General features: G+C 72.1%; 23 protein-coding genes, 7 tRNA genes and 1 pseudogene. 23 read left to right on the plus strand and 8 right to left on the minus strand.

Annotated features, from left to right (window positions below; genetic code table 11):
• The first annotated feature begins 115 nt into the window (after positions 1-115).
• The 9 genes and pseudogenes from ACIA77_RS41530 (at position 116) to ACIA77_RS41570 (ending at position 10425) form a co-directional block, all read left to right on the plus strand.
• Positions 116-1306 carry a zinc-dependent alcohol dehydrogenase gene (locus ACIA77_RS41530; protein WP_395891645.1) on the plus strand — a complete coding sequence of 397 codons (1191 nt, stop codon included), beginning with the start codon at positions 116-118 and terminating at the stop codon, positions 1304-1306.
• Between the two features lie 16 nt (positions 1307-1322).
• Positions 1323-3626 (plus strand): annotated as a pseudogene (locus tag ACIA77_RS41535) (phosphoketolase family protein).
• A complete protein-coding gene (locus ACIA77_RS41540) occupies positions 3614-4732 on the plus strand; it encodes an acetate kinase (protein WP_395891646.1) in 1119 nt (372 codons plus the stop codon). The pseudogene ACIA77_RS41535 and the gene ACIA77_RS41540 overlap by 13 nt, the downstream one beginning before the upstream one ends.
• Positions 4733-4837: 105 nt before the next feature.
• Positions 4838-5773, plus strand: a complete 936-nt coding sequence (locus ACIA77_RS41545) for an alpha/beta hydrolase family protein (RefSeq protein ID WP_395891647.1) — start codon at positions 4838-4840, stop codon at positions 5771-5773.
• Positions 5758-6546 (plus strand): ABC transporter ATP-binding protein, encoded by a 789-nt coding sequence (locus ACIA77_RS41550; RefSeq protein ID WP_395891648.1) that lies wholly within the window; start codon positions 5758-5760, stop codon positions 6544-6546. Before ACIA77_RS41545 ends, ACIA77_RS41550 begins: the two co-directional genes overlap by 16 nt.
• Entirely contained in the window at positions 6521-7390 is an 870-nt protein-coding gene (locus ACIA77_RS41555; protein WP_395891649.1) for an ABC transporter permease, read from the plus strand. The genes ACIA77_RS41550 and ACIA77_RS41555 overlap by 26 nt, the downstream gene beginning before the upstream one ends.
• Positions 7391-7425: 35 nt before the next feature.
• Positions 7426-8529 (plus strand): ABC transporter substrate-binding protein, encoded by a 1104-nt coding sequence (locus ACIA77_RS41560; protein ID WP_395891650.1) that lies wholly within the window; start codon positions 7426-7428, stop codon positions 8527-8529.
• Positions 8526-9746 (plus strand): CaiB/BaiF CoA transferase family protein, encoded by a 1221-nt coding sequence (locus tag ACIA77_RS41565; RefSeq protein ID WP_395891651.1) that lies wholly within the window; start codon positions 8526-8528, stop codon positions 9744-9746. The genes ACIA77_RS41560 and ACIA77_RS41565 overlap by 4 nt, the downstream gene beginning before the upstream one ends.
• A 52-nt stretch (positions 9747-9798) precedes the next feature.
• A complete protein-coding gene (locus tag ACIA77_RS41570; RefSeq protein ID WP_395891652.1) occupies positions 9799-10425 on the plus strand; it encodes a TetR/AcrR family transcriptional regulator in 627 nt (208 codons plus the stop codon).
• Positions 10426-10429: 4 nt separating this feature from the next.
• Here ACIA77_RS41570 and ACIA77_RS41575 read toward each other — a convergent pair whose 3' ends face one another.
• Positions 10430-11308 carry a LysR substrate-binding domain-containing protein gene (locus tag ACIA77_RS41575; protein ID WP_395891653.1) on the minus strand — a complete coding sequence of 293 codons (879 nt, stop codon included), beginning with the start codon at positions 11306-11308 and terminating at the stop codon, positions 10430-10432.
• Positions 11309-11472: 164 nt separating this feature from the next.
• On the opposite strand from ACIA77_RS41575, the gene ACIA77_RS41580 reads away from it, so the two are divergent.
• Complete coding sequence (locus tag ACIA77_RS41580; protein WP_395891654.1) at positions 11473-11883, plus strand: hypothetical protein; 411 nt, start codon at positions 11473-11475, stop codon at positions 11881-11883.
• A gap of 407 nt (positions 11884-12290) precedes the next feature.
• On the opposite strand, the gene ACIA77_RS41585 is transcribed toward ACIA77_RS41580, so the two are convergent.
• Positions 12291-12965: a GntR family transcriptional regulator gene (locus ACIA77_RS41585; protein ID WP_395891655.1), complete on the minus strand. Its 675-nt coding sequence runs from the start codon at positions 12963-12965 to the stop codon at positions 12291-12293.
• A 65-nt stretch (positions 12966-13030) separates the two neighbouring features.
• Here ACIA77_RS41585 and ACIA77_RS41590 point away from each other — a divergent pair, with 65 nt between their 5' ends.
• The 3 genes from ACIA77_RS41590 to ACIA77_RS41600 are packed head-to-tail and all read left to right on the plus strand — an operon-like array spanning position 13031 to position 15414.
• Positions 13031-13915, plus strand: a complete 885-nt coding sequence (locus tag ACIA77_RS41590) for an alpha/beta hydrolase (RefSeq protein ID WP_395891656.1) — start codon at positions 13031-13033, stop codon at positions 13913-13915.
• Positions 13912-15009: an FAD-dependent monooxygenase gene (locus ACIA77_RS41595; protein WP_395891657.1), complete on the plus strand. Its 1098-nt coding sequence runs from the start codon at positions 13912-13914 to the stop codon at positions 15007-15009. Before ACIA77_RS41590 ends, ACIA77_RS41595 begins: the two co-directional genes overlap by 4 nt.
• A 54-nt stretch (positions 15010-15063) precedes the next feature.
• Complete coding sequence (locus ACIA77_RS41600; RefSeq protein WP_395891658.1) at positions 15064-15414, plus strand: VOC family protein; 351 nt, start codon at positions 15064-15066, stop codon at positions 15412-15414.
• Between the two features lie 73 nt (positions 15415-15487).
• Here ACIA77_RS41600 and ACIA77_RS41605 read toward each other — a convergent pair whose 3' ends face one another.
• From ACIA77_RS41605 to ACIA77_RS41620, 4 genes are all read right to left on the minus strand, one after another.
• Positions 15488-15850, minus strand: a complete 363-nt coding sequence (locus tag ACIA77_RS41605; protein ID WP_395891659.1) for a YybH family protein — start codon at positions 15848-15850, stop codon at positions 15488-15490.
• Between the two features lie 13 nt (positions 15851-15863).
• Positions 15864-16580, minus strand: a complete 717-nt coding sequence (locus tag ACIA77_RS41610; RefSeq protein ID WP_395891688.1) for a type 1 glutamine amidotransferase domain-containing protein — start codon at positions 16578-16580, stop codon at positions 15864-15866.
• Complete coding sequence (locus ACIA77_RS41615) at positions 16577-17284, minus strand: SDR family NAD(P)-dependent oxidoreductase (protein WP_395891660.1); 708 nt, start codon at positions 17282-17284, stop codon at positions 16577-16579. The genes ACIA77_RS41610 and ACIA77_RS41615 overlap by 4 nt, the downstream gene beginning before the upstream one ends.
• Before the next feature lie 76 nt (positions 17285-17360).
• Entirely contained in the window at positions 17361-18392 is a 1032-nt protein-coding gene (locus ACIA77_RS41620) for a nitronate monooxygenase (RefSeq protein ID WP_395891661.1), read from the minus strand.
• A 101-nt stretch (positions 18393-18493) separates the two neighbouring features.
• Between ACIA77_RS41620 and ACIA77_RS41625 the strand changes: the two genes are divergently transcribed.
• From ACIA77_RS41625 to ACIA77_RS41665, 9 genes are all read left to right on the plus strand, one after another.
• Positions 18494-19351 (plus strand): LysR family transcriptional regulator, encoded by an 858-nt coding sequence (locus ACIA77_RS41625; RefSeq protein WP_395891662.1) that lies wholly within the window; start codon positions 18494-18496, stop codon positions 19349-19351.
• 91 nt (positions 19352-19442) lie between these two features.
• Entirely contained in the window at positions 19443-19580 is a 138-nt protein-coding gene (locus ACIA77_RS41630) for a hypothetical protein (RefSeq protein WP_395891663.1), read from the plus strand.
• 198 nt (positions 19581-19778) lie between these two features.
• A tRNA-Tyr gene (locus tag ACIA77_RS41635) sits at positions 19779-19860 on the plus strand.
• A 97-nt stretch (positions 19861-19957) separates the two neighbouring features.
• A tRNA-Arg gene (locus ACIA77_RS41640) sits at positions 19958-20031 on the plus strand.
• A gap of 88 nt (positions 20032-20119) precedes the next feature.
• Positions 20120-20191: transfer RNA gene (locus tag ACIA77_RS41645), tRNA-Glu, on the plus strand.
• Between the two features lies 1 nt (position 20192).
• Positions 20193-20266 (plus strand) — tRNA-Leu (locus ACIA77_RS41650).
• A gap of 5 nt (positions 20267-20271) precedes the next feature.
• Positions 20272-20345, plus strand: a tRNA-Leu gene (locus tag ACIA77_RS41655).
• 115 nt (positions 20346-20460) lie between these two features.
• Positions 20461-20549, plus strand: a tRNA-Ser gene (locus ACIA77_RS41660).
• Between the two features lie 97 nt (positions 20550-20646).
• Positions 20647-20736, plus strand: a tRNA-Ser gene (locus tag ACIA77_RS41665).
• Between the two features lie 512 nt (positions 20737-21248).
• Here ACIA77_RS41665 and ACIA77_RS41670 read toward each other — a convergent pair.
• The gene (locus ACIA77_RS41670) at positions 21249-22079 is read right to left on the minus strand and encodes an SDR family oxidoreductase (protein WP_395891664.1); all 831 of its coding nucleotides are present in this window, start codon (positions 22077-22079) and stop codon (positions 21249-21251) included.
• Positions 22072-22950, minus strand: a complete 879-nt coding sequence (locus ACIA77_RS41675) for a helix-turn-helix domain-containing protein (RefSeq protein ID WP_395891665.1) — start codon at positions 22948-22950, stop codon at positions 22072-22074. Before ACIA77_RS41675 ends, ACIA77_RS41670 begins: the two co-directional genes overlap by 8 nt.
• Positions 22951-23113: 163 nt before the next feature.
• On the opposite strand from ACIA77_RS41675, the gene ACIA77_RS41680 reads away from it, so the two are divergent.
• The gene (locus tag ACIA77_RS41680) at positions 23114-23947 is read left to right on the plus strand and encodes an oxidoreductase (protein ID WP_395891666.1); all 834 of its coding nucleotides are present in this window, start codon (positions 23114-23116) and stop codon (positions 23945-23947) included.
• The last annotated feature ends 42 nt before the right edge of the window (positions 23948-23989 follow it).

Consider the following 23989-nt stretch of genomic DNA (forward strand, 5'->3'; position numbering starts at 1 on the left):
GCTGTCCGTATCCCCGGGTGCCCGGCCGCCTCCGCCGCGAAACCCCGGTTGACGACGGCGCGTTTGCCACCCGCCCGGCCGGGAAACCGGGGAGCGGGGACACGAAGGGAGATCCATGAAGGCAGTGACCTGGCACGGCAAACGCGATGTGCGCGTCGACACCGTGCCGGACCCGAAGCTGCGGGAGCCGACGGACGCGATCGTGCGGATCACGTCCACCGGGATCTGCGGGTCCGATCTGCACCTGTACGAGGTGCTGGGCGCGTTCATGACCGAGGGCGACATCCTGGGCCACGAGCCGATGGGGGTCGTCGAGGAGGTCGGCGCCGGCGTCGGCGGGCTCAAGCCCGGCGACCGGGTGGTGGTGCCGTTCAACATTTCGTGCGGGCACTGCTGGATGTGCGAGCGCGGCCTGCAATCGCAGTGCGAGACCACGCAGGTGAAGAGCCAGGGCAAGGGCGCTTCGCTGCTCGGGTACACCAAGCTGTACGGCCAGGTGCCCGGCGGGCAGGCCGAGTACCTGCGCGTGCCCCAGGCGCAGTACGGCCCGATCAAGGTCCCGGACGGCCCGCCCGACGAGCGGTTCGTCTACCTGTCCGACGTCGTGCCGACGGCGTGGCAGGCGGTCGAGTACGCGGACGTCCCCATCGGCGGTTCCGTCGCCGTGTTCGGGCTCGGGCCGATCGGGCAGATGGCGTGCCGCATCGCGAAGCACCGCGGGGCGGGTGAGGTCATCGGCGTCGACCTCGTGCCGGAACGGCTCGCGCGGGCCCGGGCACACGGTGCCACCGCGCTCGACAGCCGCGACCACCCGGACATCGCGGCGTCGATCCGGCAGCTCACCGGCGGCCGCGGAGCCGACGCGGTGATCGACGCCGTCGGCATGGAAGCCCACGGCGCCCCGTTCGGCCGGCTCGCACAGAACCTCGTCGCGATGCTGCCGCAGCAGCTCGGCGCGAAGATCACCGAAAAGGCCGGCATCGACCGGCTGAGCGTGCTGTACGCGGCCATCGACAGCGTCCGCCGCGGCGGCACGATCTCGCTGTCCGGTGTGTACGGCGGCATGGTCGACCCGCTCCCGATGATGGACCTGTTCGACAAGCAGATCCAGCTCCGCATGGGCCAGGCCAACGTGCGCCACTGGATCGACGACCTCATCCCGCTGCTCACCGACGACGGCGATCCGCTCGGCGTCGAGGGGTTCGCCACGCACAAACTGCCGCTCGCGGACGCGCCGCGGGCCTACAAGATCTTCCAGAAGAAGCGCGAGGGCGCGCAGAAGATCCTGCTTCAGCCCGCAGCCTGACCGGAAAGGAGCGCGCATGACCCGCACGGCCGAGGTCGGCGTCGAGACGCTGCGCCGGTACCGCAGGGCCTGCGACTACCTGGCCGCGGCGATGATCCACCTCCAGGACAACGTCGTGCTCGGCGAACCGCTCCGCCGCGAGCACCTCAAACCGCGGCCGCTCGGCCACTGGGGCACGTGCCCCGGGCTGTCGCTCGTCTACAGTGGACTGAACCGGCTGGTGGCGCGCACCGGGCAGCGGACGCTGCTGGTCACCGGCCCGGGGCACGGCGCGCCGGCCATCCACGCCAACCTGTGGCTCGAGGGCACGCACGCGCAGTACGATCCGGTGCTGAGCCTCGACGCGGCCGGGCTGGCCGAGCTCGTCCGGCGCTTCTCGTGGCCCGGCGGGTTCCCCAGCCACCTCTCGCCCGAGGTGCCGGGCGTGATCCACGAGGGCGGTGAGCTCGGCTACGCGCTGGCCACGGCGTTCGGGGCCGCGTTCGACGACCCCGGTTTGCTGGTCGCGTGCGTCGTCGGCGACGGCGAGGCGGAGACCGGGCCGACTGCCGCCGCGTGGCACAGCCCGAAGTTCACCGGCCCGCGCGACGGCCGGGTGCTGCCGATCCTGCACCTCAACGGCTACAAGATCTCCTCGCCCACGCTGTTCGCGGCGATGACCGACGACGAGCTCACCGCGTACTTCACCGGCTGCGGCTGGCACCCGCGGATCGTCGACGTGCGCGACTCCGAAGACCCCGACACGCAGCTCGCCGAAGCCCTCGACGGCGCGTACACCGACGAACTGGGCCTGATCGTGCTCCGCAGCACGAAGGGGTTCGGCGTCCCCGCGCGAACCCCGGACGGCACACCGCTGGAGGGCACGTTCCACGCCCACCAGGTGCCGCTCGAAGGTGCCGGCCACGACGACGCCCAGCTGGCCGAGCTGGAGCGCTGGCTGCGCTCGTACCGGCCCGAAGAACTGTTCGACGCGGGCGTGCCGCAGCCCGACCTGCTCGCCGTGCCGCCGGATCCCGAGCTGCGCCTGGGCCGGGTGCCGCAGGCGAACGGCGGACGGTTGCGCCGGGACCTGCCGCTGCCGGCGACCCGGGACTTCGCCGTCGCCCTCGACCGGCCGGGTGCGCGCGATGCCAGCGCCACGGAGGCGCTGGGTGAGTGGCTCGCGGAACTCCTGCGGCGCACCGAAGACCGCCGCGACTTCCGCATCGTCTGCCCGGACGAGCTCGAGTCCAACAAGCTCGGCGCGGTGCTGGACGCGACCTCGCGGGGCTTCGCGCGCGAAGTACCGGGCTACAGCGAGCACCTCGGGCCCGACGGGCGTGTGCTGGAAGTCCTGTCGGAGCACAACTGCCAGGGCTGACTGCAGGGTTACCTGCTGACCGGCCGGCACGGGCTGTTCCCGTGTTACGAGGCGTTCGTGTCCATCGTGGACAGCATGGTCAACCAGTACGCCAAGTTCCTCAAGATGTCGGGCGAGGTCGCCTGGCGCGCACCCGTCGCGAGCCTGAACTACCTGCTCACCAGCGACGGCTGGCGCCAGGAGCACAACGGCTACAGCCACCAGGGCCCCGGGTTCATCAACACGATCCTGACCAAGAAGGCCTCGGTGGCACGGATCTACCTGCCACCCGACGCGAACACGCTGCTCGAAGTGATGCACCGCTGCCTGGCGTCCACCGACTTGATCAACGTCGTCGTCTCGGGCAAACAGGCGGGGCCGCAGTGGCTCGATCCGGAAGCCGCGCGAGCGCACTGCCGGGCCGGCGCGGGCGTCTGGGACTGGGCGGGCACGGCCGGCGACGGTCCGGCCGACGTCGTGCTCGCCTGCGCGGGCACCACTCCGACCATCGAGACGATCGCCGCGGCGCAGCTGCTCGCCCGGCTGGCGCCGGAGTTGCGGGTGCGCGTGGTCAACGTCGTCGACCTGCTCGCGCTGTCCCCGGCCGACCGGCACCCCAACGGCCTCGGCGACGACGAGTTCACGGCCTGTTTCGGCGACGACGTACCGGTGGTGTTCGCCTTCCACGGGTACCCGTCGGCCGTGCACGAGGTGCTGCACGGCCGGCCCGGCGGCGGCCGCTTCCACGTGCACGGTTACCTCGAAGAGGGCACCACGACCACGCCGTTCGACTTGTTGGCGAGCAACCGCATGACCCGCCACGACCTCGCCGCCGACGCGCTGGGCCGCGCGCGGGGCTGGTCGTCGGCCGCGGGCGGGGTCGTGCGGGACCTGCTGCGCGAGCGGGCCGAACTCGTCGCCGCCGCCTACCGCGACGGCGAGGATCCACCGGAGATCACGCAGTGGCGGTGGACCTCGTGACGGTGCTGACCGTCAACCCCGGCTCGGGCAGCCTGCGCCTGCACCTGGTCGACGGCGACCGCGTGCTCGACGCCGCGGAGATCGGCCACCCGCCGCGCTCGGCCGACGCGCGCGCCGAGGCGACCGCGTTCCTGAACCGGCTCCCAGCGCCGCCCGACGTGGTCGCGCACCGGCTGGTCCACGGTGGACCGCAGGTGATCGCACCGACCGTGCTGGACCCCCGGGTGCGCGAGGCGATCGCCACCGCGGCGTCGTTGGCGCCCCAGCACGTGCCCGCCACCCTGGATCTCCTGGACCTGCTGACCGACCGGCTGCCCGACGTGCCGCACGTCGTCTGTCCCGACACGGCGTTCCACGCCCACCTCTCCGAAGTCGCCCGGACCTACCCGCTGCCGGAGCGGTGGCGGGCTCGGTGGGGCCTGCGGCGCTACGGCTTCCACGGGCTGTCGTTCGCCTGGGCTGTGCGCCGGGCAGGCACACTGCTCGGGCGGCCGCCCGGCGAGCTGAACCTGCTCGTCGCGCACCTGTCCGGCGGCAGTTCGGTGTGCGCGGTCGCCGGGGGCCGCAGCGTCGACACTTCCATGGGTTTCACGCCGCTGGAGGGACTGATGATGGCGAAGCGCTCCGGCAGCGTCGACCCGGGACTGCTGTTGTGGCTACTGCGCGAGGGCAAGCTGACGTTGGACGAACTCGAAACCGGCCTGTCGGAACACTCCGGGCTGCTCGGGCTGTCCGGGTCGTCGTCCGACACCCGCGACCTCGTGCACGCCGTGCGCGACGGCGACGTCAAGGCGTCCTTCGCCCTCGCCGTGTTCGACCACCGGGCCCGCCGGGAACTGGCGGCCGTCGCCGCGAGCCTCGACCGCGTCGACGCGCTCGTCCTCACCGGGGACATCGGGTGGGACCAGCTGGAGGTCGCCGAAGAGATCTCGGCGGGCCTCGGTGTCCTCGGCCTGCGCGGTGGCCTGGACCCGCGGCGCGACCACGACGCCGTCATCAGCCCACCGGGCGCCGCCGTACCGGTGCTCACCGTGCGGCCGCGCGAAGAACTCGAACTCGCCCGCACCGCAACGGTGCTCGTCCGCGACGGCGCCGCCGCTCGCTGAGCCCCGGCCACGGAGGGTGCTCGCGTCGGGTCACTTCCGCGACGGTTCTTGCCACGCCCGCTAACTAGCATTACGTTACTAACAACTCGCTAGTTAGGAGCCAACGTGGGCTGCAACGAGCACCCGGGCCCCCGGTGGGCCCGGCCGGGACCCCATCGGGTCGGCACGCGCGAAGTCGACGAGTGGGCGGTGGCGGACGGGCGGCGGGTCGCCGTTTTCGCGCAGGAACCGGAAACCACGGGGCAGCGGCCGGTTGTCGTCCTGTGCCACGGGCTGGGCGGGAGCCATCGCGGCTACGCCGGCCTCGGGCACCACCTCGCGTCACACGGGTACGCGGTGCTGCACCCGCAGTTCCTCGACGCGTTCGAGCTCGCGGGGCCGGAGCTCGGCCTGTCCGGAGTGGACGAACGCACCTGGGCCGCGGATCCCGTGGCCAAGCAGAAGATGCACGCGATGCTGTTCGATCCGCGGCACTGGCTGTCGCGGGTCGCGCGGGTCCACGCGGTGCTCGGCTCCCTCGGCGCGCGGGCGACCGGCGTGCTCGTCGCCGGGCACTCGTTCGGCGCCTACACCGCCCAGCTCCTGCTGGGCACCCGGTTGTCCGGCTTCGGGCTGGACGACGAGGACTTCGGTCACCCGGCCGTCGCCGGCGGAATCCTCCTGTCACCACAGGGGAGCGGGGATCGCGGGCTCACCGAACGGTCCTGGACCGGCGTCGAGCGGCCCGTGCTGGTCGTCACCGGCACGCGCGACTTCGGCGCCCGCGGTGAAGGGTTCGAGTGGCGGCGCGAGCCGTTCGACCGGGCCCCCTCGAAGCGCAAGCACCTCGCCGTGGTCCGCGACGGCGACCACCAGCTCGGCGGAATCCCACACCACGAAACCGAAACCGGCCCGATCGCGGCCGCGATCTCCGCCGTGGCCGTGGCGTTCGCCGACGGCGTCCACGGCGACCGCACCGCGCGCGAGTGGCTCGCGACCGGGCCGTTCCCGACGATCCTCGAGCACATCCACCAGGAGGAGACCGCATGTCCGACGTCGTGATCAGCGCGACGGGCGTCGAGCGGACGTTCGTCGCGCGGGGCCACGCGGTCCACGCGCTCGGGCCCGTCGACCTGACCGTCGAAAGAGGACAGTTCGTCGCCGTCGTCGGCCCGTCCGGGTGCGGCAAGTCGACCCTGCTGCGCATCGTCGCCGGGCTCGCCGCGCCGTCGGCTGGCGAGCTGGTGATCGACCGCGTCGACCCCGATTCGCCGTTGTGCTCCATGGTCTTCCAGGACTACGGCATCTTCCCGTGGAAGACCGTGCTGGCCAACGTCCGCCTGCCGCTGGACATCGCGGGGGTCGCGCGGCCGCGCGCCAACGAAATCGCGCACGACTGGATCGACCGCGCCGGCGTCGCGGGCTTCGAATCCGCTTACCCCGCAACGCTCTCCGGCGGGATGCGTCAACGCGTCGCGCTGGCGCGGGCGTTCGTGGCCAACCCCGAGATCCTGCTGATGGACGAGCCGTTCGCCGCGCTCGACGCGCAGCTTCGCCTGGTCCTGCAGCAGGAGCTGCTCCAGGTGTGGGAGGCCCACCGGCGCACGATCCTGTTCGTCACCCACGCGATCGACGAGGCGCTGCTGCTGGCCGACCGCGTGGTCGTCATGTCCTCGCGGCCGGGGCGCATCCTCGACGACATCGAGGTCCCGTTCGCCCGTCCGCGCACCCGGGCCGCGCGGGCCACGGCCGAATTCGGTGCACTCGAAGACCACATCTGGCGGCTCCTGAAAGGTGAGGTGGAAGAACGTGAGCACGCTCATGACGTCGCATGACCGGCTGGGTGGCGGCGAGCTCGTGCGGCGGACCCCCGGCGCCGCCGAGCTCGCACCCCAGCGCCACGCCCGGCGCCGCCGCGCGATCACGCTCACCCTCGCCTGGGCGACGCCGATCGTGATCGTCCTCGCGTGGGAGCTCTCGGCGCGCCTCGGCACGCTCGACACCCGGTTCTTCCCGGCGCCGAGCGCGATCTGGCAGGCGGGTGTGCAGTCCCTCGAGGACGGTGCGATGACCGACGCCATGCTCGACACCGTCCGGAAACTGCTGATCGGCTACGGCATCGGCGTCGTCGCCGGGGTCGCGCTGGGTGTCCTGCTCGGACTGTCGTGGATCGCCCGCGCTGCCCTGGAGCACACGCTGGTGGCGCTGTACACGCTGCCGAAGCTCGCGCTGTTCCCGGTGTTCCTGCTCTTGTTCGGCCTCGGCGGCCTGCCGCAGATCGTGCTCGTCGCGGTATCGGTGTTCTTCATCGTGGTGCTCGCCTCGACCACGGCGGTGATCTCGGTCGAACAGGGCTACCGCGACGCCGCGGAAGTGCTCGGCGCGAAGCGCACCCAGCTGCTGCGCCACGTGATCCTCCCCGCCGCGCTGCCCGCCATCGCGACCTCGATCAGGCTGACCGCGGGCATCGCGATCCTCGTGATCGTCGGCATCGAGATGGTGTCCGGCAGCAGTGGCCTCGGGTACCTGATCTTCCAGCGGTCCCAGGTCTTCGACCCCGGCACGATGTACGCCGGCGTGATCATCGCGGGCATCATCGGCGTGGCTTTCACCGGACTCGTCACCCTCGCGCTCAAGTTCGCCGTCCCCCAGCAGCGGCCGCGCCTGCGCCGCTCCTGAACCCTCCCCGGTCCCCCCCTTCTGGCAGGAGAGCCATGTTCGGAACCCCCACCGCTCGGGTCTTGTGCGCCGCCGCCGTCGCGGCCGGACTCGTCGTCACCAGCGCGTGCGCCCCGTCGACGCACCAAGACCAGGCCAGCGCGGCCAAGCAGGTGTCCGCGCTCCCGGCCGGCGTGAGCCTGTCGGGCAAGCCGGGCACGCCCGCGCCGAAACCCTTGGGCCAGCGCGCGTCGCTCAAGGTCGGCATCCCGTCCAAATTGGAACTCGAAGCGCCGGCGCTGCTCGCGCAGACCTACGGCGAGTTCGCCAAGGAGAACCTCGACGTCACGTTCGTCACCGACACGGTGCCGAACCTGCTGACCCTGCTGGGACAGGACAAGATCGACCTCGTCTACGCCGGCGCGCAGGCCCTGGTCTTCAACGCGCTGCGCCACGGCGTGCCGATCCGCTGGATCTCCGGCGTTGCTTCGTCCTCTCCGGACAGTGGTGTGTACATGAGCACGAAGTACGGCAGCAAGGCCGCGGACTTCAACCCGGCCGTGCTGAAGGGCAAGAACATCGGCGTCAACCCGGGTGGGCTGGCCGCGCCCTCGGAATACGGGCTCTACGACCTCATCACCAAGGGCGGCCTCAAGCCCAGCGACGTGCGGATGACGCCGTTCAGCGACATCGCCGCGATGGTGCAGGCACTCAACAACGGCTCGCTCGACGGCGCGACCCTCGGCCCGCCCTTCACCGCCAGCGTCAAGCCGGGCGTCGCGTTCCAGGCCGAAGGCGGCTACCCCGGCAGCATGCAGATCGCCGGCTACTTCTCGACCACCGACCTGCTCGGTGCGCACCGCGACGCGGGTGTCGCGTTCTTCCGCGCGGTGGAGCGGACGGTGAACACGCACCTGTCCGGCGACTACCACCAGGACACCGACGTGATGACCAAGATGGCGCAGCAGCTCGGCACCACCGTGCAGACGCTGCGGATCGCGCCGTCGGTGCCGTTCGACTTCAACGTGCCCGCCCAGTCGGTCGCGAGCCTGCAGAAGATGTACCAGTCCGTGCCGGGCACGCTGCAGGTCGACAGCCCCGTCAAGCCCGACGAGCTGATCGACCTGTCCCTCGTGATCGATGCGGCACAAGGCAAGTGAGCGCACCCGGCACCGTGACCAAGGAGGACAACCACACGATGAGCGACGCGCTGGCCGGCATCCGGGTGCTCGACGCCGCGACCGTGCTCGCCGGCCCGGTCTCGGCGACCATCCTCGGCGACTTCGGCGCCGACGTGGTCAAGATCGAGGACCCGACGGTCGGTGACTTCACCCGCAGTGGCGGGCGCTCGCCCGGCTGGCTGCAGGAGGGGCGGAACAAGAAGTCCGTGGCGCTGGACCTGCGCACGCGGGAAGGTCAGGACCTGCTGCACCGGCTCGTGCCGCACTTCGACGTGGTGGTCACGAACTTCCGCCCGCCGACGCTCGAGCGCTACCGGATGATGCCTGCGGACCTGCAGCCGCTCAACCCGCGCGCCGTGCTGCTGTACCTGACCGGGTTCGGCCTGACCGGGCCGTACCGCGACCGCGGCGCGTTCGACCGGATCGCCAGCGCGTACAGCGGGTTGACGTACGTGACGGGCGAACCGGAACGTCCGCCCGTGCGCAGCGGGTACTCCGTGATCGACTACATGAGTGCCTACCTCGCGGCGTTCTCGGTCGTTTCCGCCTTGTACCACCGCGATCTCGGGTCCGGTTCGGGCCAGGTCATCGACCTGGCCCTGTACGAGGCGGCGCTGCGCTCGAGCGAGGACTCGGTGACCGCCTACGGCCTCGAGGGCCAGGTGCGGGAACGGCTGGGCAACAAGAACCCGGCCATCGTGCCCGCGTCGGACTTCGTGACCTCCGACGGGCGCCGGGTGTCGCTGCACGCGGGCACCGACTCGCTGTTCCGCCGGCTGTCCGCGGTCATGAACCAGCCTGAGCTGGCCGACGACCCGCGCTTCGCCGACCGCGCCGCGCGGATCCGCCACCAGGACGAGCTGTACCCGCTCATCGGCGAGTGGGTTTCCCGGCTCAGCGCCGACGAGGTGGTGAAACTGCTGAGCGACGCGGACATCCCGGCCTCACCCATCATGAGCGTCGCGGACCTGATGAACGACCCGCACTGCCGCGCCCGCGGTTCGGTCGTCACGGTGCCCGACGACGAGTTCGGCGAGGTCCCGATGGTCGCGCCACTGCCGCACCTGAGCGCGACGCCGGGGGCGGTGCGCTGGGCCGGCACGACTCTCGGCGCGCACACCGAGGAGATCCTCGGCGGGCTGCTGGGCCTGTCGGGCGCGGAACTCGCCTCGCTGCGCGACCGGGGAGTGGTGTGAGCGATCACTAGGATGGACACCGTTGCCACCGGCCACGCACAGGGGAGATGACGTGAACGACACCGCCGGGCAAGCGGCGCAGGGCAGGCGATCGCGGGACCGGGCTCGCACCGAGGCCGACCTGCTCCAGGCGACCTTCGACCTGCTGCAGCGCGACGGCATCTTCGCGGGGCTGAACCTGCAGGAGGTCGCCGACCGCTCGGGCGTGAACCGTGGCCAGATCTACCAGTACTTCGGCGATCGGCGGTCGCTCCTGCGCGCGGCCGTGGCGCACCGCGCGAAGGAGTGGGCGGCGGGGGCGAAGCGGCACTGGGAAGCGTCGTTCCTCGGCCGGCGCAAGGCGATGTTCCGCAGTGCGCTGGAGAACCCCGCGCCCACCCTCGTCGAGGCGCTGCTCGCGATCGACGGCGATCCGGACTACCGGGCGCTGCCGGAGATCGAGAAGACGAAAGCCGCGCTGGAGCGCGACCAGCGCGAGGGTGACCTGCCCGCCGACGGCGATGCGATCGCCATGCACGTGTTCATGGTCGCGGCCTACAAGGGCTACCTCATCTTCCGCGAAGCGCTCGCGCGCGACGTCGGGGTGCCGGTCGGTGAGCTGGACGCCCGTGTGCTGGCCGTGCACGACCAGGTGGCGGCGGCGATGACGAAACCGTCCGAACCGGACAGTCCGCAGTAGAGCGTTACGGGAACACGTCCCCGAGCACGTCGAGGACCGCGCGCACCAGCGGTGAGGCGTGCTCGCGGTGCCACGCCAGCGCGAGCCGCACCGTCGCGGCGCCCGTGAGGTCGCGGAACACCACGCCGGGCAAGGGGAGTGACCGCGCGGACGCGGGCACCACGCCGACGCCCAGGCCGCCCGCGACCAGCGCCAGCAGCACCGCGGTGCTCGCGGCTTCGTGTTCGCGCCGGGGTGCGAAGCCGGCGCTGTGACAGCTGCGCACCACCGCTTCGTTGACCACGGAGTCCTTGCCCGCGTAGGTGACGAACGGTTCCCCGCGCAGGTCCCCGACGCTCACTGAGCCGACGCTCGCGAGCCGGTGGTCCACCGGCACGGCGACGACCAGCGGTTCCGCCTCGATCACCCGGAACTCGACCCCGTCTCCGGGCACCGGCGGCCGCAGCACGGCGAGGTCGAGCGTGCCGGCGCGCAGGCCCGCGCACTGCGCCGGCGTGAGCAGGTCGGCGTGGATCTCCAGCTCGACCTCCGGCAGCTCCTGCTTCACCGCCCGCGCGAGGTGCGGCAGGTGCGAGAACGCCGACGTCCCGGTGAAGCCGATCCGCACCAGCCCGCGCCGCCCGTCCGCGATGCGCCGCACGCCGTGCACCCCCGCGTCGACGGCGTCGAGCACCCGCCACGCTTCGGCGAGGAAGAACTCTCCGGCCGGCGTCACCCGGACCTGCCGTGTCGTGCGGGCGAGCAGCTCGACACCCAGCTCCTGCTCCAGCTGCCGCACCGCGTGGGACAGCGCCGGCTGGGCCACGTGCAGCACCTCGGCGGCGCGCCCGAAGTGGCAGGTCTCCGCGACGGTCGCGAAGTACCGCAGGTGCCGCAACTCCACGACAGCCGGCTCCCATTCCACCGGCCCGCGGTTCCAGTCGCCGCCGGTTGATCAGTCTCATCGATCGATCGCAGCATGCGGGAGGCGGCGTATTGCATCCAATTTATTCATTTTGCATACTGTCTCGACGTCCCCTCCCGGCCCGAGCGAACGGAGCACACCCCATGGAGCTGACGCAGCGGGAATTCAGCCCGAACCCCGGCGACACGCTGCTGTTCGAGAACGAACGCGTGCGCGTGTGGTCGATGACGCTCGGCGCGCGTGAGGCGTTCACGTTCCACCAGCACCACCACGACCACCTCATCCTGTGGCCGTGGGCGGGCGAGGTCCAAGGCCAGCAGTACACCCCCGCCGAAGCCGGCCGCGACGTGTGGGGCCTGGCCCAGCGCGCGGAACCCGGCTTCGCGATGTTCAAGACCGTCGGCACCGACCGGCCCCTCACGCCACACCGCGTCCGCAACCTCCGCGACGAACCGGTGGAGCACTTCGTCATCGAGCTCCTGGAGCCCTCCCCGAGCGCCACCGAGCAGCCGTGGCAGCACAACGGCCGCGGTGAGTTCACCGAAGAGCCGTGACAAACCCCGGTGAGCGACGTGCCGAGTCCCGACCCACCCCGGCGACGGCTGTGGCCGCTGTGGTGCGGTCGCCGGCGGTGGCCGTGGTGAACTCAGCGCGGGTGACCGTTTGCTTCGCTCCACCTCGGCACGCACGTCGAGCTGTGCGGGCCCAGTGCGGAGTGCGCGCGCCGCGAGCGTGGCCTCGGCGGGATTCGGCGAGGGGATGCGGAAGGTCAGTAGTCGGTTCCGACCCGTCGCGCCGGCTTGAGCGCGGGCGGTCGCGCGGGGTGTGCGCCGAGCGGGGCCGCGGTGTGGACAGCGTCCGGTTGCGGGCTGCGCCTCGACGGACCGCTGTGTCGATGCCGGGTTGGGGCTTTGCAGGGCACGGACCGGTTGTGCGCGTTGACGAAGCAGCGCGAGGAGACTCAGTGATCAGTGCCCTGGTGGGCTTCGATCCACCGCGCCAGCACCTGCGCCGACGAGAGGATGTGGCGGCGCATCGCGGTGCGGGCGCCGCGGGCGTCGCCGGTGGTGATGGCGGTGGTGATGGCGTCGTGCTGGGCTTCGATTTGGTGCTGGAGGCGGGAATTGCCCGCGTAGGCGGAGTAACCGGCGTTGCGCGGGAGGCGGCGGCCCATGTCGGCGAGGGCCAGGGCGAGCTGGCGGTTTCCCGAGGCCTCGAGGATGACCGAGTGGAACTCGTCGTGCGCTTCGGCCCACCGGGTGCGCCGGTCCTCGTCGCTGCTGTCCGTGCTGTCGCGGAAGCCGGTCCACGCGCGCCGGAGGCGGTCGAGCTGGTGGTCGTCGATGTGCTCGGCCGCGAGTTCCGCCGCCAGGCCTTCGAGTTCGGCCCGGACGGCGCCCAGTTCGCGGATGTCGCGGGGCGAGTGGCCGTTCACCCGGGCGCCGCGGTTCTGCACGATCGTCACGATCCCCTGGGCGCCGAGCACTCGCAGCGCCTCGCGCACGGGCGTGCGCGACACCCCGAAGTCCTCGGCCAGCGCGGCGTGGCGCAGCCAGCTGCCGACGGGGAGGTCGCCGCTGAAGATGCGGCGTTGCAGCTCGTCGACCAGCTGGTCGCTCAGCGCGCTCTCGCTCATCCCGGCCCCGGCTCCTTCCCCGATGGGATCCCATCCTACGGGTTCCGCATCCCGGAGCAGCCCCGATGAGCCACCCGCTGATGCCACCACTGGACTACGACCGCCTGGTGCCGCCCGGTTTCCTGCGCCCGCCGGCGGTGTCCGTCCTGCCCGGGGCGGTCAGCTACCTGCAGGTGCCCTTCGCCGAGTACCACGGCTGGCGCCCGCTGCGGCTCGACCTGCACCTGCCCGCGACCGGCGCGGCACCGCACCCCGTGGTCGTCTACGCGCACGGCGGGTCGTTCCTCACGGGCCTGCCGTCGATGGGGCCGTGGACGACGTTGCCGAGCCGGGGCATCGCCGTCGCGTCGGTCGGCTACCGGCTCTCGGGTGAGGCGAAGTTCCCCGCGCCCGTCGAGGACGTCCGCGCCGCCGTCGCCTGGGTGAGCGCCCACGCCGCCCTCGACCGCGACCGCATCGCGCTGTGGGGGAGTTCGGCCGGCGGTTACCTGGCCGCGCTGGCCGCGGTGACGGAGTCCCTGGCGCCGGCGCCGCGGCTGCTCGGGTCGCGCGGCGGCCTGGCTCGCGTGCGGGCCGTGGTGGCCCACTACCCGGTGACCACCCCGGAGACCCTGCGCGCGGACACGCCGGCGGAAACCTTTGCGCTGGAACAACTCCTGGCCGAGTTCTTCGCCGGCACGGACCTGCCGACCGCGGTGGCCGAGCACCTCGGCGATCCCGCCACAGCCCCGCCGTTCCTGTTCGTGCACGGCGACGCCGACCGGCGAGTCGGCGCGGGCCAGAGCCGGCGGCTGCACGAGCGCCTCACCGCGGCCGGCGTGCCCAGCCGGTTCGTGCTCGTGCCCGGCGGCGACCACGGCTCACCGCACTTCGAATCCGCCGAACGCGTCGGCGAGGTCGAACGCTTCCTGCGCCAATCCTGGACGACCCCGAAAGAGGTGGCACCGTGAAGGTCCTGATCTGCGGCGGCAGCATCGCCGGTCTGTCGACGGCGCTCTTCCTGGCCCGCGCCGGCCACGACGTGACGCTGGCCGAGAGCTGGTCCGGCCCGCGCCGCGGCGGCATCGCGATCGACGTGCGCGGCGCGGCCCTCGGCGTGGCGCGCGAAATGGGGGTGTACGACGAAATCGTGCGCGGCCGCGTGCCCAACGAGGACGTCTACCACTTCCTCGACCACGCCGGCCGCGAGCAGGCGCGCTTCACGCCCGCCACGCAGTTCTACGACAGTCCCGGCGACATCGAGATCTCCCGCGACCGGCTGTGCGACATCCTGCGGCGAGCCGTTCCGTCGCAAGTGGACTTCCGGTACGAGACGACCGTGGTCCGCGTCGGCGACGGGCCGCGCGTCTACCTGAGCGACGGCACGACCCACGACGTCGACCTCCTCGTCGGCGCCGACGGGATGCACTCCACCGTGCGCAAGCTCGTGTTCGGGCCCGAGGTGCGCTTCGCCCGCCACCTCGGGCTGTACGTCGCGATCGTCAAGCACTGCGCGGCCGGCGCAGGCCTCACCGGCTCGCACGTCTACAACACGCCCGGCCGCATGCTCATGCTCCGCGGCGACGGCACCGGCTGCTCCGCCCTGCTCGGTTTCCGGTCCGCTCCGCTCGCCTACGACTTCCGCGACCTCGCGGCCCAGCGGGACCTCGTTCGCGCCGCCTTCGCCGGCGAGATCGGCTGGCTGGTCCCCGACGTCCTTTCCGAACTCGACTCCCCGGACTTCTTCTTCGACTCCGTCGGCCAGATCCGCGCGGAAACCTGGTCCCGCGGCCCGGCCGTCCTCGTCGGCGACGCGGGTTACTGCGCGTCCTTCTTCTCCGGCATGGGCACCAGCCTGGCCCTGCTCGGCGCCGCCACCCTCGCCCGCTGTCTCGCCACCCACGACGACCTCGCCGCCGCCCTGCGTGCCTACGACACCACCCTGCGCCCCGCCGTCACCGCCGCCCACACCCTCGCCGGTGACGGCGCCGCCCTCCTCTTCCCGGACGACGTGGCAGCCCGCGACGCGCTCCTCCGCGAGGCCGCCGGGGCCGGGCCCCGATGAGTTTCCGGCGCGCGGGCCGTCCGTAGTCTCGAACCCATCGAGAGGAGGGTCCCCGTGGACCTGTACAGCGTGCTGCCCGTCAGCGACCTGCCCCGCGCCCTGGAGTGGTTGGCGACGCTCCTCGGCCGCCCCGCCGACGAGATCATCGGCGACGAGCACCTCTGGCAGGTCGGCACCAACGCCTGGCTGGTCGTGGACGCCCGCGAGGTGCGCGCCGCCGGGGTGGGCCGGGCGATGGTGACGCTGGGTGTCACCGGCCTCGATGAGGTCCTGGCGCGCTTGGCCGAGCACGGCATCGGCCACGAGCCCGTGGAGACCTACGGCAACGGGGTCCGCCACGTCGTGCTCCTCGACCCGGACGGCAACAGCGTTTCCCTCGCCGAGGCCCCGGATCCCGCGCGGTGACGACGAACGGCCGGCCGGCGTGATCACGACACCGCGCCGGCCGGCCGCGTCCACAGACCCCGAGGTGACCCCGTCAGTGCCGGGGAATCACCTTCGACACGTGGTACTGCCGGATCCGCCAGTCGCCGTCGACGAGCACGAGGACCAGCGACAGGTGCACGGGTTCGTGGAAGTCCGGTCCGTGGAACAGGACCTGCGCGAACCCGCCGGCGACGGTGTCGCCGAGGGGGTACGGGTCGCCGGCTTCGAAGTCGGCTTTCAGGGTCGCCGGGAGGGCGGCGTAGTACGCGCGCACGGCGTCGCGGCCCTGGGTCGGCGAAGGGCCGAAGCCTAGGAACAGCGCGTCCTCGGTGAAGAGGCGGGCGATCGCGTCGGCGTCGTGCGCGTCGAACGCCACCTGCCACTTCGCGAGGACAGCCGCCATCGGGTTCGCCATGTCCGTCCTTTCCCTACTTGAGGGCCTTGAGGATTTCCTGGGCCAGCGGAGCGGCCGAGGCGGGGTTCTGTCCCGTGTAGAGCGTCCGGTCGACCACGGTGTGGGGCTGCCAGTCAGCGCCGCGCTCGAACTTCACGCCCAGCTTGCCGAGTTCGGGCTCGAGCAGCCACTTCGCCTTCGGGCCGAGGCCGACGGCGTTCTCCTCGTCGTTGGTGAACCCGGTGACGCGGTAGCCGGCGAACGGCGTCTCGCCCCGCTCGTCGCGCGTCGCCAGCAGCGCGGCCGGCGCGTGGCACACGACGGCCAGCGGCTTTCCCGACCCGAGCGCGGCGGTGAGCAGCGCCCCGGAGTTGGCGTCGTGCGACAGGTGCCCGCCGGGGTAGTAGACGGCGTCGTAGTCCGCCAGCCGCACGTCGGTGAGCCCGATCGGGCGCCGCAGCTCGTCGGCGCCGGCGAGCACCTGCGTGAGCCTCGCGGCTTTCTCGTCGCCGCCGGCCATTTCGGGCCGCAGGCTCACCTGGTCCACTGTCGGCGCGACGCCACCGGGTGTCGCCACCACGCTCTCGTGGCCCGCGGCCGTGAGCGCCGAGTAGGGCGCGGCGAACTCCTCCGCCCAGAACCCGGTCGGGTGCCGGGTCCCGTCCTTGAGCGTCCGGTGGTCGGCACCGGTCAGCGCGAACAGGATCTTGGCCGTGGTTGATTCCTCCTTCCGATCCCCGGCGTAGGTCAGCGGCCGGCGATCTGCCCGCCGTCGACGTGCAGGATCTCGCCGGTCACGAACGGCGCGTGCTCCAGGTACAGCACTGCGTCGACGATGTCCCCGACGTCACCGAGGCGGTTGACCGGGTGCTGCGCGGCGAGCGTTTCGTAGGTGGCCGGGTCGTGCATCGGGGTCTTGATGATGCCGGGGGACACGGCGTTGAACCGCACACCCCGCTGCGCGTACTCGATGGCCAGCGAGCGCGTCGCCGCGTTGAGCCCGCCCTTGGTGAGCGAGGCCAGCGCCGACGGGATGTTCGAGTTGGCCCGCTCGGTGAGCGTGGTCGTGATGGTGACGACGTGCCCGGCCCCGGTCGCGGCCAGGTGCGGCAGCGCCGGCTGCGTCAGGTGGTAGAAGCCCGCGACGTTCACGCCGAGGTACTGCCGGAAGTCTTCGTCGGTGTAGTCGGTGAACGGCTTCGCGATGAAGATCCCGGCGTTGTTGACGACTGTGTCGAGGCGCCCGAACTTCTCGAGCGCCGTGGCGACGGCCGCCCGGGCCGTCGCGGGGTCGGCGATGTCCCCGGCGACGGCGGCGAGGCCGGCGTCCCCGGAGTCGGTGATGCCGCGCGACGTGGCGACGACCTGGTACCCGCTCTTGCGGTAGGCGTCCACGAGACCGGCGCCGATGCCCTGCGAAGCACCGGTGATCACGGCGACCTTCTGGGTGGTCATGAGGTTCCTTTCCTGATTTCGCGCACGACCGGGACACCCGCGGCGTTCGCGGGTGGGCGTGCGGAGAACGGGGGTGTTACTGCTGTGCGGCGAGCCGCGTGAGGATGTCCGCGGCGGGTTCGGCGGTGGCGTGGCGGTAACCGGTGCCGGCCCACAGGTGCACGCGCTCGGGGTCGCCGGCCCGCACGGCCGCCTTGCGGATCGGGCCCGTCAGGTGGTGCAGGGCCGGGTAGCCCGCGGGGGCGCGGGCCGTGTGCGCGTCGGTGAATTCGTTGCGCAGGGCGCGGGCCGGACGGCCGGTGAAAGCGCGCGTGACGACCGTCTCCCGCCGGGCCGGGTCGGCCAGCGCTTCGCGGTGCGGCTTCGACGCGCCGCTTTCGTCGGAGCGCAGCAGCACCGTGCCCACGGCCACCGCGGTGGCCCCCGCGGCGAGCGCGGCGGCGACCGCTTCGGGCGTGGCCACCCCGCCCGCGCCGATGAGCGGCAGCGCCACGGCGGCGCCCACGTCGGCCAGCAGGCGCGGCAACGGCACAGCCGGCGGGATCCGGTCCGGCGTCAGCGTGCCCGAGTGCCCGCCCGCGGCCGAAGCCTGCACGACGAGCAGATCGGCGCCCGCTTCCGCGGCGAGTTTCGCCTCGTCGGCGGAGGTGACGGTCTGCAGCACCAGCGTGCCGGCCTTGCGCAGCTTCGCGACGACCTGCGCGTCCGGCACGCCGAAGGTGAAGCTGACGGCCGGCACGGGTTCGGCCAGCAGCAGGCCGAGCTTGTCGTGCCAGTGGTCGTCGTCTTCGGTGCCGGCGACGTCCGCCAGGTCGAGGCCGTAGCGGTGCGCTTCGGGCTGTAGCTCACGGGCGTAGCGGCGGTACTCGGCGGGATCCACCGGCACCGGGTTCGGGGCGAACAGGGTGACCCCAAACGCGACGCCCAAGGCGCGCACCTGCGCGAGCTGCTCGGCGAAGGCGTCCGGCGTCCGGTAGCCGCCGGGCAGGAACCCGAGGCTCCCGGCCGTCGCGGCCGCGGCGACCAGCGCCGGGGTCGAGCCACCGCCGGCCATCGGCGCGGCCAGGACCGGCGAGCCCACTCCGAGGCCGGACAGCGTGCTGTGCATCTCCCACCGCCTTCTTCCTTCGTCGCAGACCTCAACGCCAAGCTAGGCACGGGTCGTCTCGCTGTGAAATGCCCGCAACGCCGAAGCTATGCTCTGCGGGCATGGGTGAGGGCACGCCGCAGGGCATCGAGATCCGGCACCTGCGCGCGTTCGAATCGGTGGCCCGGCTGGCGTCGTTCACGCACGCCGGGCAGGAACTCGCCATCACGCAGCCCGCGCTGAGCCGCACGGTCCGCCAGCTCGAGGAGCTGCTGCGCGTGACGCTGCTGGACCGCTCGTCGCGCCACGTCGAGCTCACCGACGCGGGCGGGGCCTTCCTGGAGCACGCGCTGCGCGTGCTCGCCGAGCTCGACCGCGGCGTCGCCGCCGCGCGCCGGCGGGGGACCGTGAAGCTCGGCTTCAGCTGGCTGCTGCCGACGCCGTGGGCGCAGGACACCGTCGCGCGCTTCGAACGCGCCACCGGCAGCTCGGTCGACCTCGTCCGCATCGACGACCCGCTGGCGGCCGTGCAGCAGGAGAAGGTCGACGTCGCGCTGGTGCGCGGCCGTGTGCGCGCGGCGCGCCTGCAGCTCGTGCACCTGTTCGACGAAACCCGCGTGGCCGTCTGCGCCGACCGCTCCCCGCTGGCGGTGGAGTCCGAAGTGGACTGGGCCGACATCCCGAACTGGCCGCTGGTGGTCAACATCGTCAACGGCACCACCGGTCCCTGGTCCTGGCCCGACGGCGAAGGCCCCGCAACGATCGTCGAAACGGCGAACTTCGACGAGTGGATCGAGAGCGTCGCGGCCGGCCGGGGCATCGGGGTCGTACCGGAGGTGGCGGTGCGGCGCACCATCCACCCGTCGGTGAAGTTCGTGCCCATCACGAACGCGCCCACGATCCCCGTTGCGCTGGCATTCCTGCCGAGTGCGAACGGACCGGTGCTGCGGCGCTTCGTGGAAGCCGCGCTGGAGAAATGAATCCCGCCGGAAAATAAACGTTGACACGTGCTCGCCGATTGGCGAGTATGTGATGGCAACGAAGAACACGAGAACTCGGGTGGGAGACACGATGAGCGCCATGCAGATGCGCGAGCCGCAGAGCCGGTATTCCGGCCGTGCGGCCGGTGTGCTGCGCTCGTCGGACGAGCGGCGCAGCTCACTCCTTCCTGAACGGCAGCTGCTGAGCAGTGAGGGCTCCCCACCGTGACGTGACGCGTCAGGTGACCGGGAGCCGCCCGTCGGGATGACCGACCAGGGCGGCTTTCTCTATTTCGTTGCACCCGAAAATCGGGTGAAAGCAGATTTGTTCATCGAACATTGTTTGTGTTGAACACTTTTTCTTGTCTGATCTTTCTCAACTACACAGTGGAGCAGAAATTGCACGCTCGCCTGCCGTGGCGAGCTCGGTGGGACTGGGCACGGGTGAGCCCACCCGGCTGTAACCCGGACGTCGCAAGACTGTGGCGGTTCGACTCCGCCTCCCACCACCGTGCGCGGACGAGGCCGATGGGACTGCTGGCTAGGTCACCGCCCCTTCAAGGCGGGGGACCGGGATCGATACCCGGATCGGCTGCTCGCGCGCGAATCCCTGTAGCTCAGGTGGACAGAGCGCTGCGCTACGAACGCAGAGGTCCCAGGTTCGAGTCCTGGCAGGGATACCGGGTGCGAGGGAGACGGAAACCCATCCGCTTCGGGAGCGGAAGACACCGCGTTCGACTCGCGGGCGCCCGACCACTTCCCACCCACGGCGCGTTGGTCCAGCGGTACGGATACCGGCCTCTCAAGCCGGTGACGCGGGTTCGACTCCCGCACGCGCTACGCGGTCGTAGCCCAATCGGCAGAGGCACCTGGTCGAGGGCCAGGCCAGTCGGGGTTCGACTCCCCGCGACCGCACGCACGCCCTCGTAGCCCAACCGGCAGAGGCACCGGACCCAGGATCCGGACAGTCCAGGTTCGACTCCTGGCGAGGGCACGCTTTCCCGGCTGGTGCGTCAGGCAGCACGGCGGATCTTGGCTCCGCAGAGCCAGGTTCGAGCCCTGGGCCGGGAGCGTTTCGGCGGTTCCGGCGATCGGGATCTGACAGTGGGGGAGGGCCGGCCGAGTGGCAAGGCACCGGGTTGCTGACCCGTGGTCCGGGACGCACGTCCCGGCGCGCGTTCGATCCGCGCGCCCTCCGCACCCGAGGTGGACGGCGGTCTCCGTCCGGCGCGCCCGCGCCGGCCCGGGTTCGACTCCCGGCACCTCGATGACCCCGGTGCCCCGGCACCGGATCGGGAGGATTGGCCGAGCGGTAAGGCGGCCGTTTCGAAAACGGTAGCCGGGTGTGCCGAGCACCCGCGCAGGTTCGACCCCTGCATCCTCCGCGGCACCCCGCCCCCGTGGTCCAACGGACACGACGCCGGCGTCCGAAGCCGGGAACGCAGGTTCGACTCCTGCCGGCGGCACCGCGCGCGGGGCCCAGCGGCCACCCGGGACTCATAACCCCGGGCCGCCTGGTGCGACACCAGGACGCGCGACTTCCGTTCTGCTCCACTGTGTCGGCCGCAACACTGTGTCCGCGGCCGCAGGGGTACCGCGTCCAGCTCAGGCTGACGGGGCTGCGGGAAGGCCTGTCCGACCGGCTGTACGAACTGGTTCTCGCGACGGCCGGTGCCCCGCCGCGGGTGCAGGACCGCGACTTGCGGCCGGTCGCCGAGCCCGGAGCCGGACGAGCTGCCGGCGTGGGCGTCCGGCTCGGTGTTCACCAGTGTCGACCGGATGTCCCGCCGTCGGCGGGCCTGCCGGAAACACCGTTCGGCGGCAGTCCACATTGCCTGGTGCCGGTGTACTGCCGGGCGGGTGCCGTGGGCAAGGTGGCCCGCGGTGCAAGCCGGGGTCAGCTCTGCGGCGCGCCGTGCGCCCGGGCCGCCACGTCGTCCCACTCGCGCCACGTCTGCAGGCGCGCGGTGTACTCCTGCTCCACGCGCGGGACGAGGTCGCGGCCGAGGAACAGCCGCAACGGCGGGTTGTCGCTGTCGACCAGGGTCAGCACGGCGTCGGCGGTCGCCGTGGGGTCGCCGACCAGGCCGGGCCGGGTGCGTGCGGCGCGGGCCTGGCGCGCGGGCTCGTACAGGTCGAGCGGCTCGGCGTGCACGGCGGAGCTGCCGCTCCAGTCGGTGCTGTAGCCGGTGGGTTCGATGATCGTCACGTGCACGCCGAACGGCGCGACCTCCTGGGCCAGCGACGTGCTGAACGCCTCCAGCCCCCACTTCGACGCGTGGTACAGGCCGAGGTTGGGAAACGCCAGCACCCCGCCGATCGAGGACACCTGCAGGAAGTGCCCGCTGCCCTGCTCGCGCAGGATCGGCAGCGCCGCCTTGGTCACCCACAGCGCGCCGAACAGGTTCGTCTCGATCTGGTCGCGCGCCTGCTGCTCGCTCACCTCTTCGATGGCGCCGAAGAGCCCGTAGCCGGCGTTGTTGACCACGACGTCGAGCCGGCCGAACCGCTCGTGGGCGCGGGCGACGGCACTGTCCACAGCGGACTTGTCGGTGACGTCGAGCGCCAGCGGCAGCACGCGGTCGCCGTGGGTCTCGGCGAGGTCCTTCAGCGTGGCGGCGTCACGCGCGGTGGCCGCGACGCGGTCGCCGCGCGCGAGGGCGGCTTCGGCCCACTGCCGCCCGAAGCCGCGCGACGTGCCGGTGATGAACCAGACCCTGTCAGTCATGGTGGGTGCTGTTCCTGTTCTCTCGCGGGTGGTGTGCTTCCTCGGCGCTCCAGCTGGCGAGCAGCTGCAGCGCTTCGGCGGACGGGGAGCCGGGCGCGGCGGAGTAGACGAACACGGTCTGGTCGTCGGCGCCGGGCACGATCAGGCCCTGGTAACGCAGGTCGAGGTCGCCGACCACGGGGTGGCGGAAACGCTTGACGCCGTGCTGGTAGGCGAGCACGCGGTGCTCGGCCCACCACTGCCGGAACTGTTCGCTCTTCATCGCGAGTTCGCCGACGAGCTCGGCGGTGCGCGGGTCGTCGGGGTAGCGGCCGGCGTCCGCGCGCAGGATCGCGGTGACGTCGGAGCCGACCTGGGACCAGTCGCGGTAGAGCGAGCGCGCTTCGGGGGAGAGCAGCAGCCAGCGCAGGTAGTTGCGGTCGTTCGCCGGCCGGGCCTCGAAGTCGGTGAGCAGCGCGCGCCCGAGCGGGTTGATGGCGAGCACGTCGGTGCGGCGGCCGATCACGTACGCGGGCTGGTCGGGCCACGCGTCCAGCAGCTCGCGCAGGTCTTCGCGCACGCGCTGCACCGTCCGGCCGCGGCGCCGGTCACCGGAACGCCGGGGCCGGCCGACGGCGATCAGGTAGGCGATCCCGGCCTCGTCGAGCCGCAGCACCCGGCCGATCGCGGTGAGCGTCACCTCCGACGGCGTCACGCGGCCCTGCTCCAGCCGCACGTAGTAGTCGGTGCTCACGCCCGCGAGCCGGGCGACCTCTTCGCGGCGCAGGCCCGGAACGCGGCGGTGGGTGCCCGTGGTCAGGCCGATGTCTTCCGGCCGCACCCGGGCCCGCTGCCCGCGCAGGAACGAGCCGAGTTCGCTGTCACCGCTCATGCCTTCGATGGTGCCCCTGCCACGGCGGGCCCGGCGGCGCGAAGGGGGGTGATTTTGTCCCGGGCACGGCCGGGCCCCCGTCGAGCCTGCCGCCTTTACGGCCCCGGTGTCCCCGTTCGAGCCGGTTGTCTGGAGGTACTCACCCCAGCAGAAAGGACCAGCGATGAGTGTGTGGTTCGTGACGGGCTCGTCCCGTGGGTTCGGCGCCGAGATCGTGCGCGCGGCACTGGCCGCGGGGCACCGGGTCGTGGCGACCGCCCGTGATCCCGAGGCCGTGCGCGCCAGGTTCCTCGACGCCGGCGAAGCGCTGCTGGCGCTGCCGCTCGACGTCACCGACCCGGCTTCGGCGCAGGCCGCGGCCGACGCCGCCGTGGCCCGGTTCGGCCGGCTCGACGTCGTGGTGAACAACGCCGGGCGCGGCCTGCTCGGCGCCGTCGAAGAGGGCACCGACGAGGAGATCCGCGCGCTGTACGAAACCAACGTGTTCGGGGTGCTCGCCGTCCTTCGGGCGGTGCTGCCCGTGTTGCGCCGGCAGCGCTCGGGGCACGTGCTCAACATCAGCTCCGTCGGCGGCTTCGCGAGCGCCCCGGGATGGGGGCTCTACGCGTCGACGAAGTTCGCTGTGGAGGGCTACTCGGAGGCGCTCGCCGGCGAACTGGCGCCCCTGGGCGTCGATGTCACGATCGTCGAGCCGGGTTACTTCCGCACCGACTTCCTCGACCCCGCGAGCCTCGCCACGGGCGCGAGCGTGATCGACGACTACGCGGCGACGGCCGGCTCGATGCGCTCGGCCGTGCCGGGCCTCAACCACGCCCAGCCGGGCGATCCGGTCAAAGCCGCCGCGCAGATCGTCCGGTTCGGCGGGAGCACCAACCCGCCGCTGCGGCTGCCGCTCGGCTCGGACTGCGTCGCGGAGATCGAGCGCAAGCTCGAGCACGTCACCGCGGAGCTGAAGCAACTCCGCGACGTTTCGCTCTCGACGGATTTCGCCGGCTAACCCCGTTCGCCTGCCGAAGCGGAACGGCGGGTACCACAGTCC

It is taken from the genome of Amycolatopsis sp. NPDC051903, assembly GCF_044452505.1.
Classification (GTDB): Bacteria; Actinomycetota; Actinomycetes; order Mycobacteriales; family Pseudonocardiaceae; genus Amycolatopsis.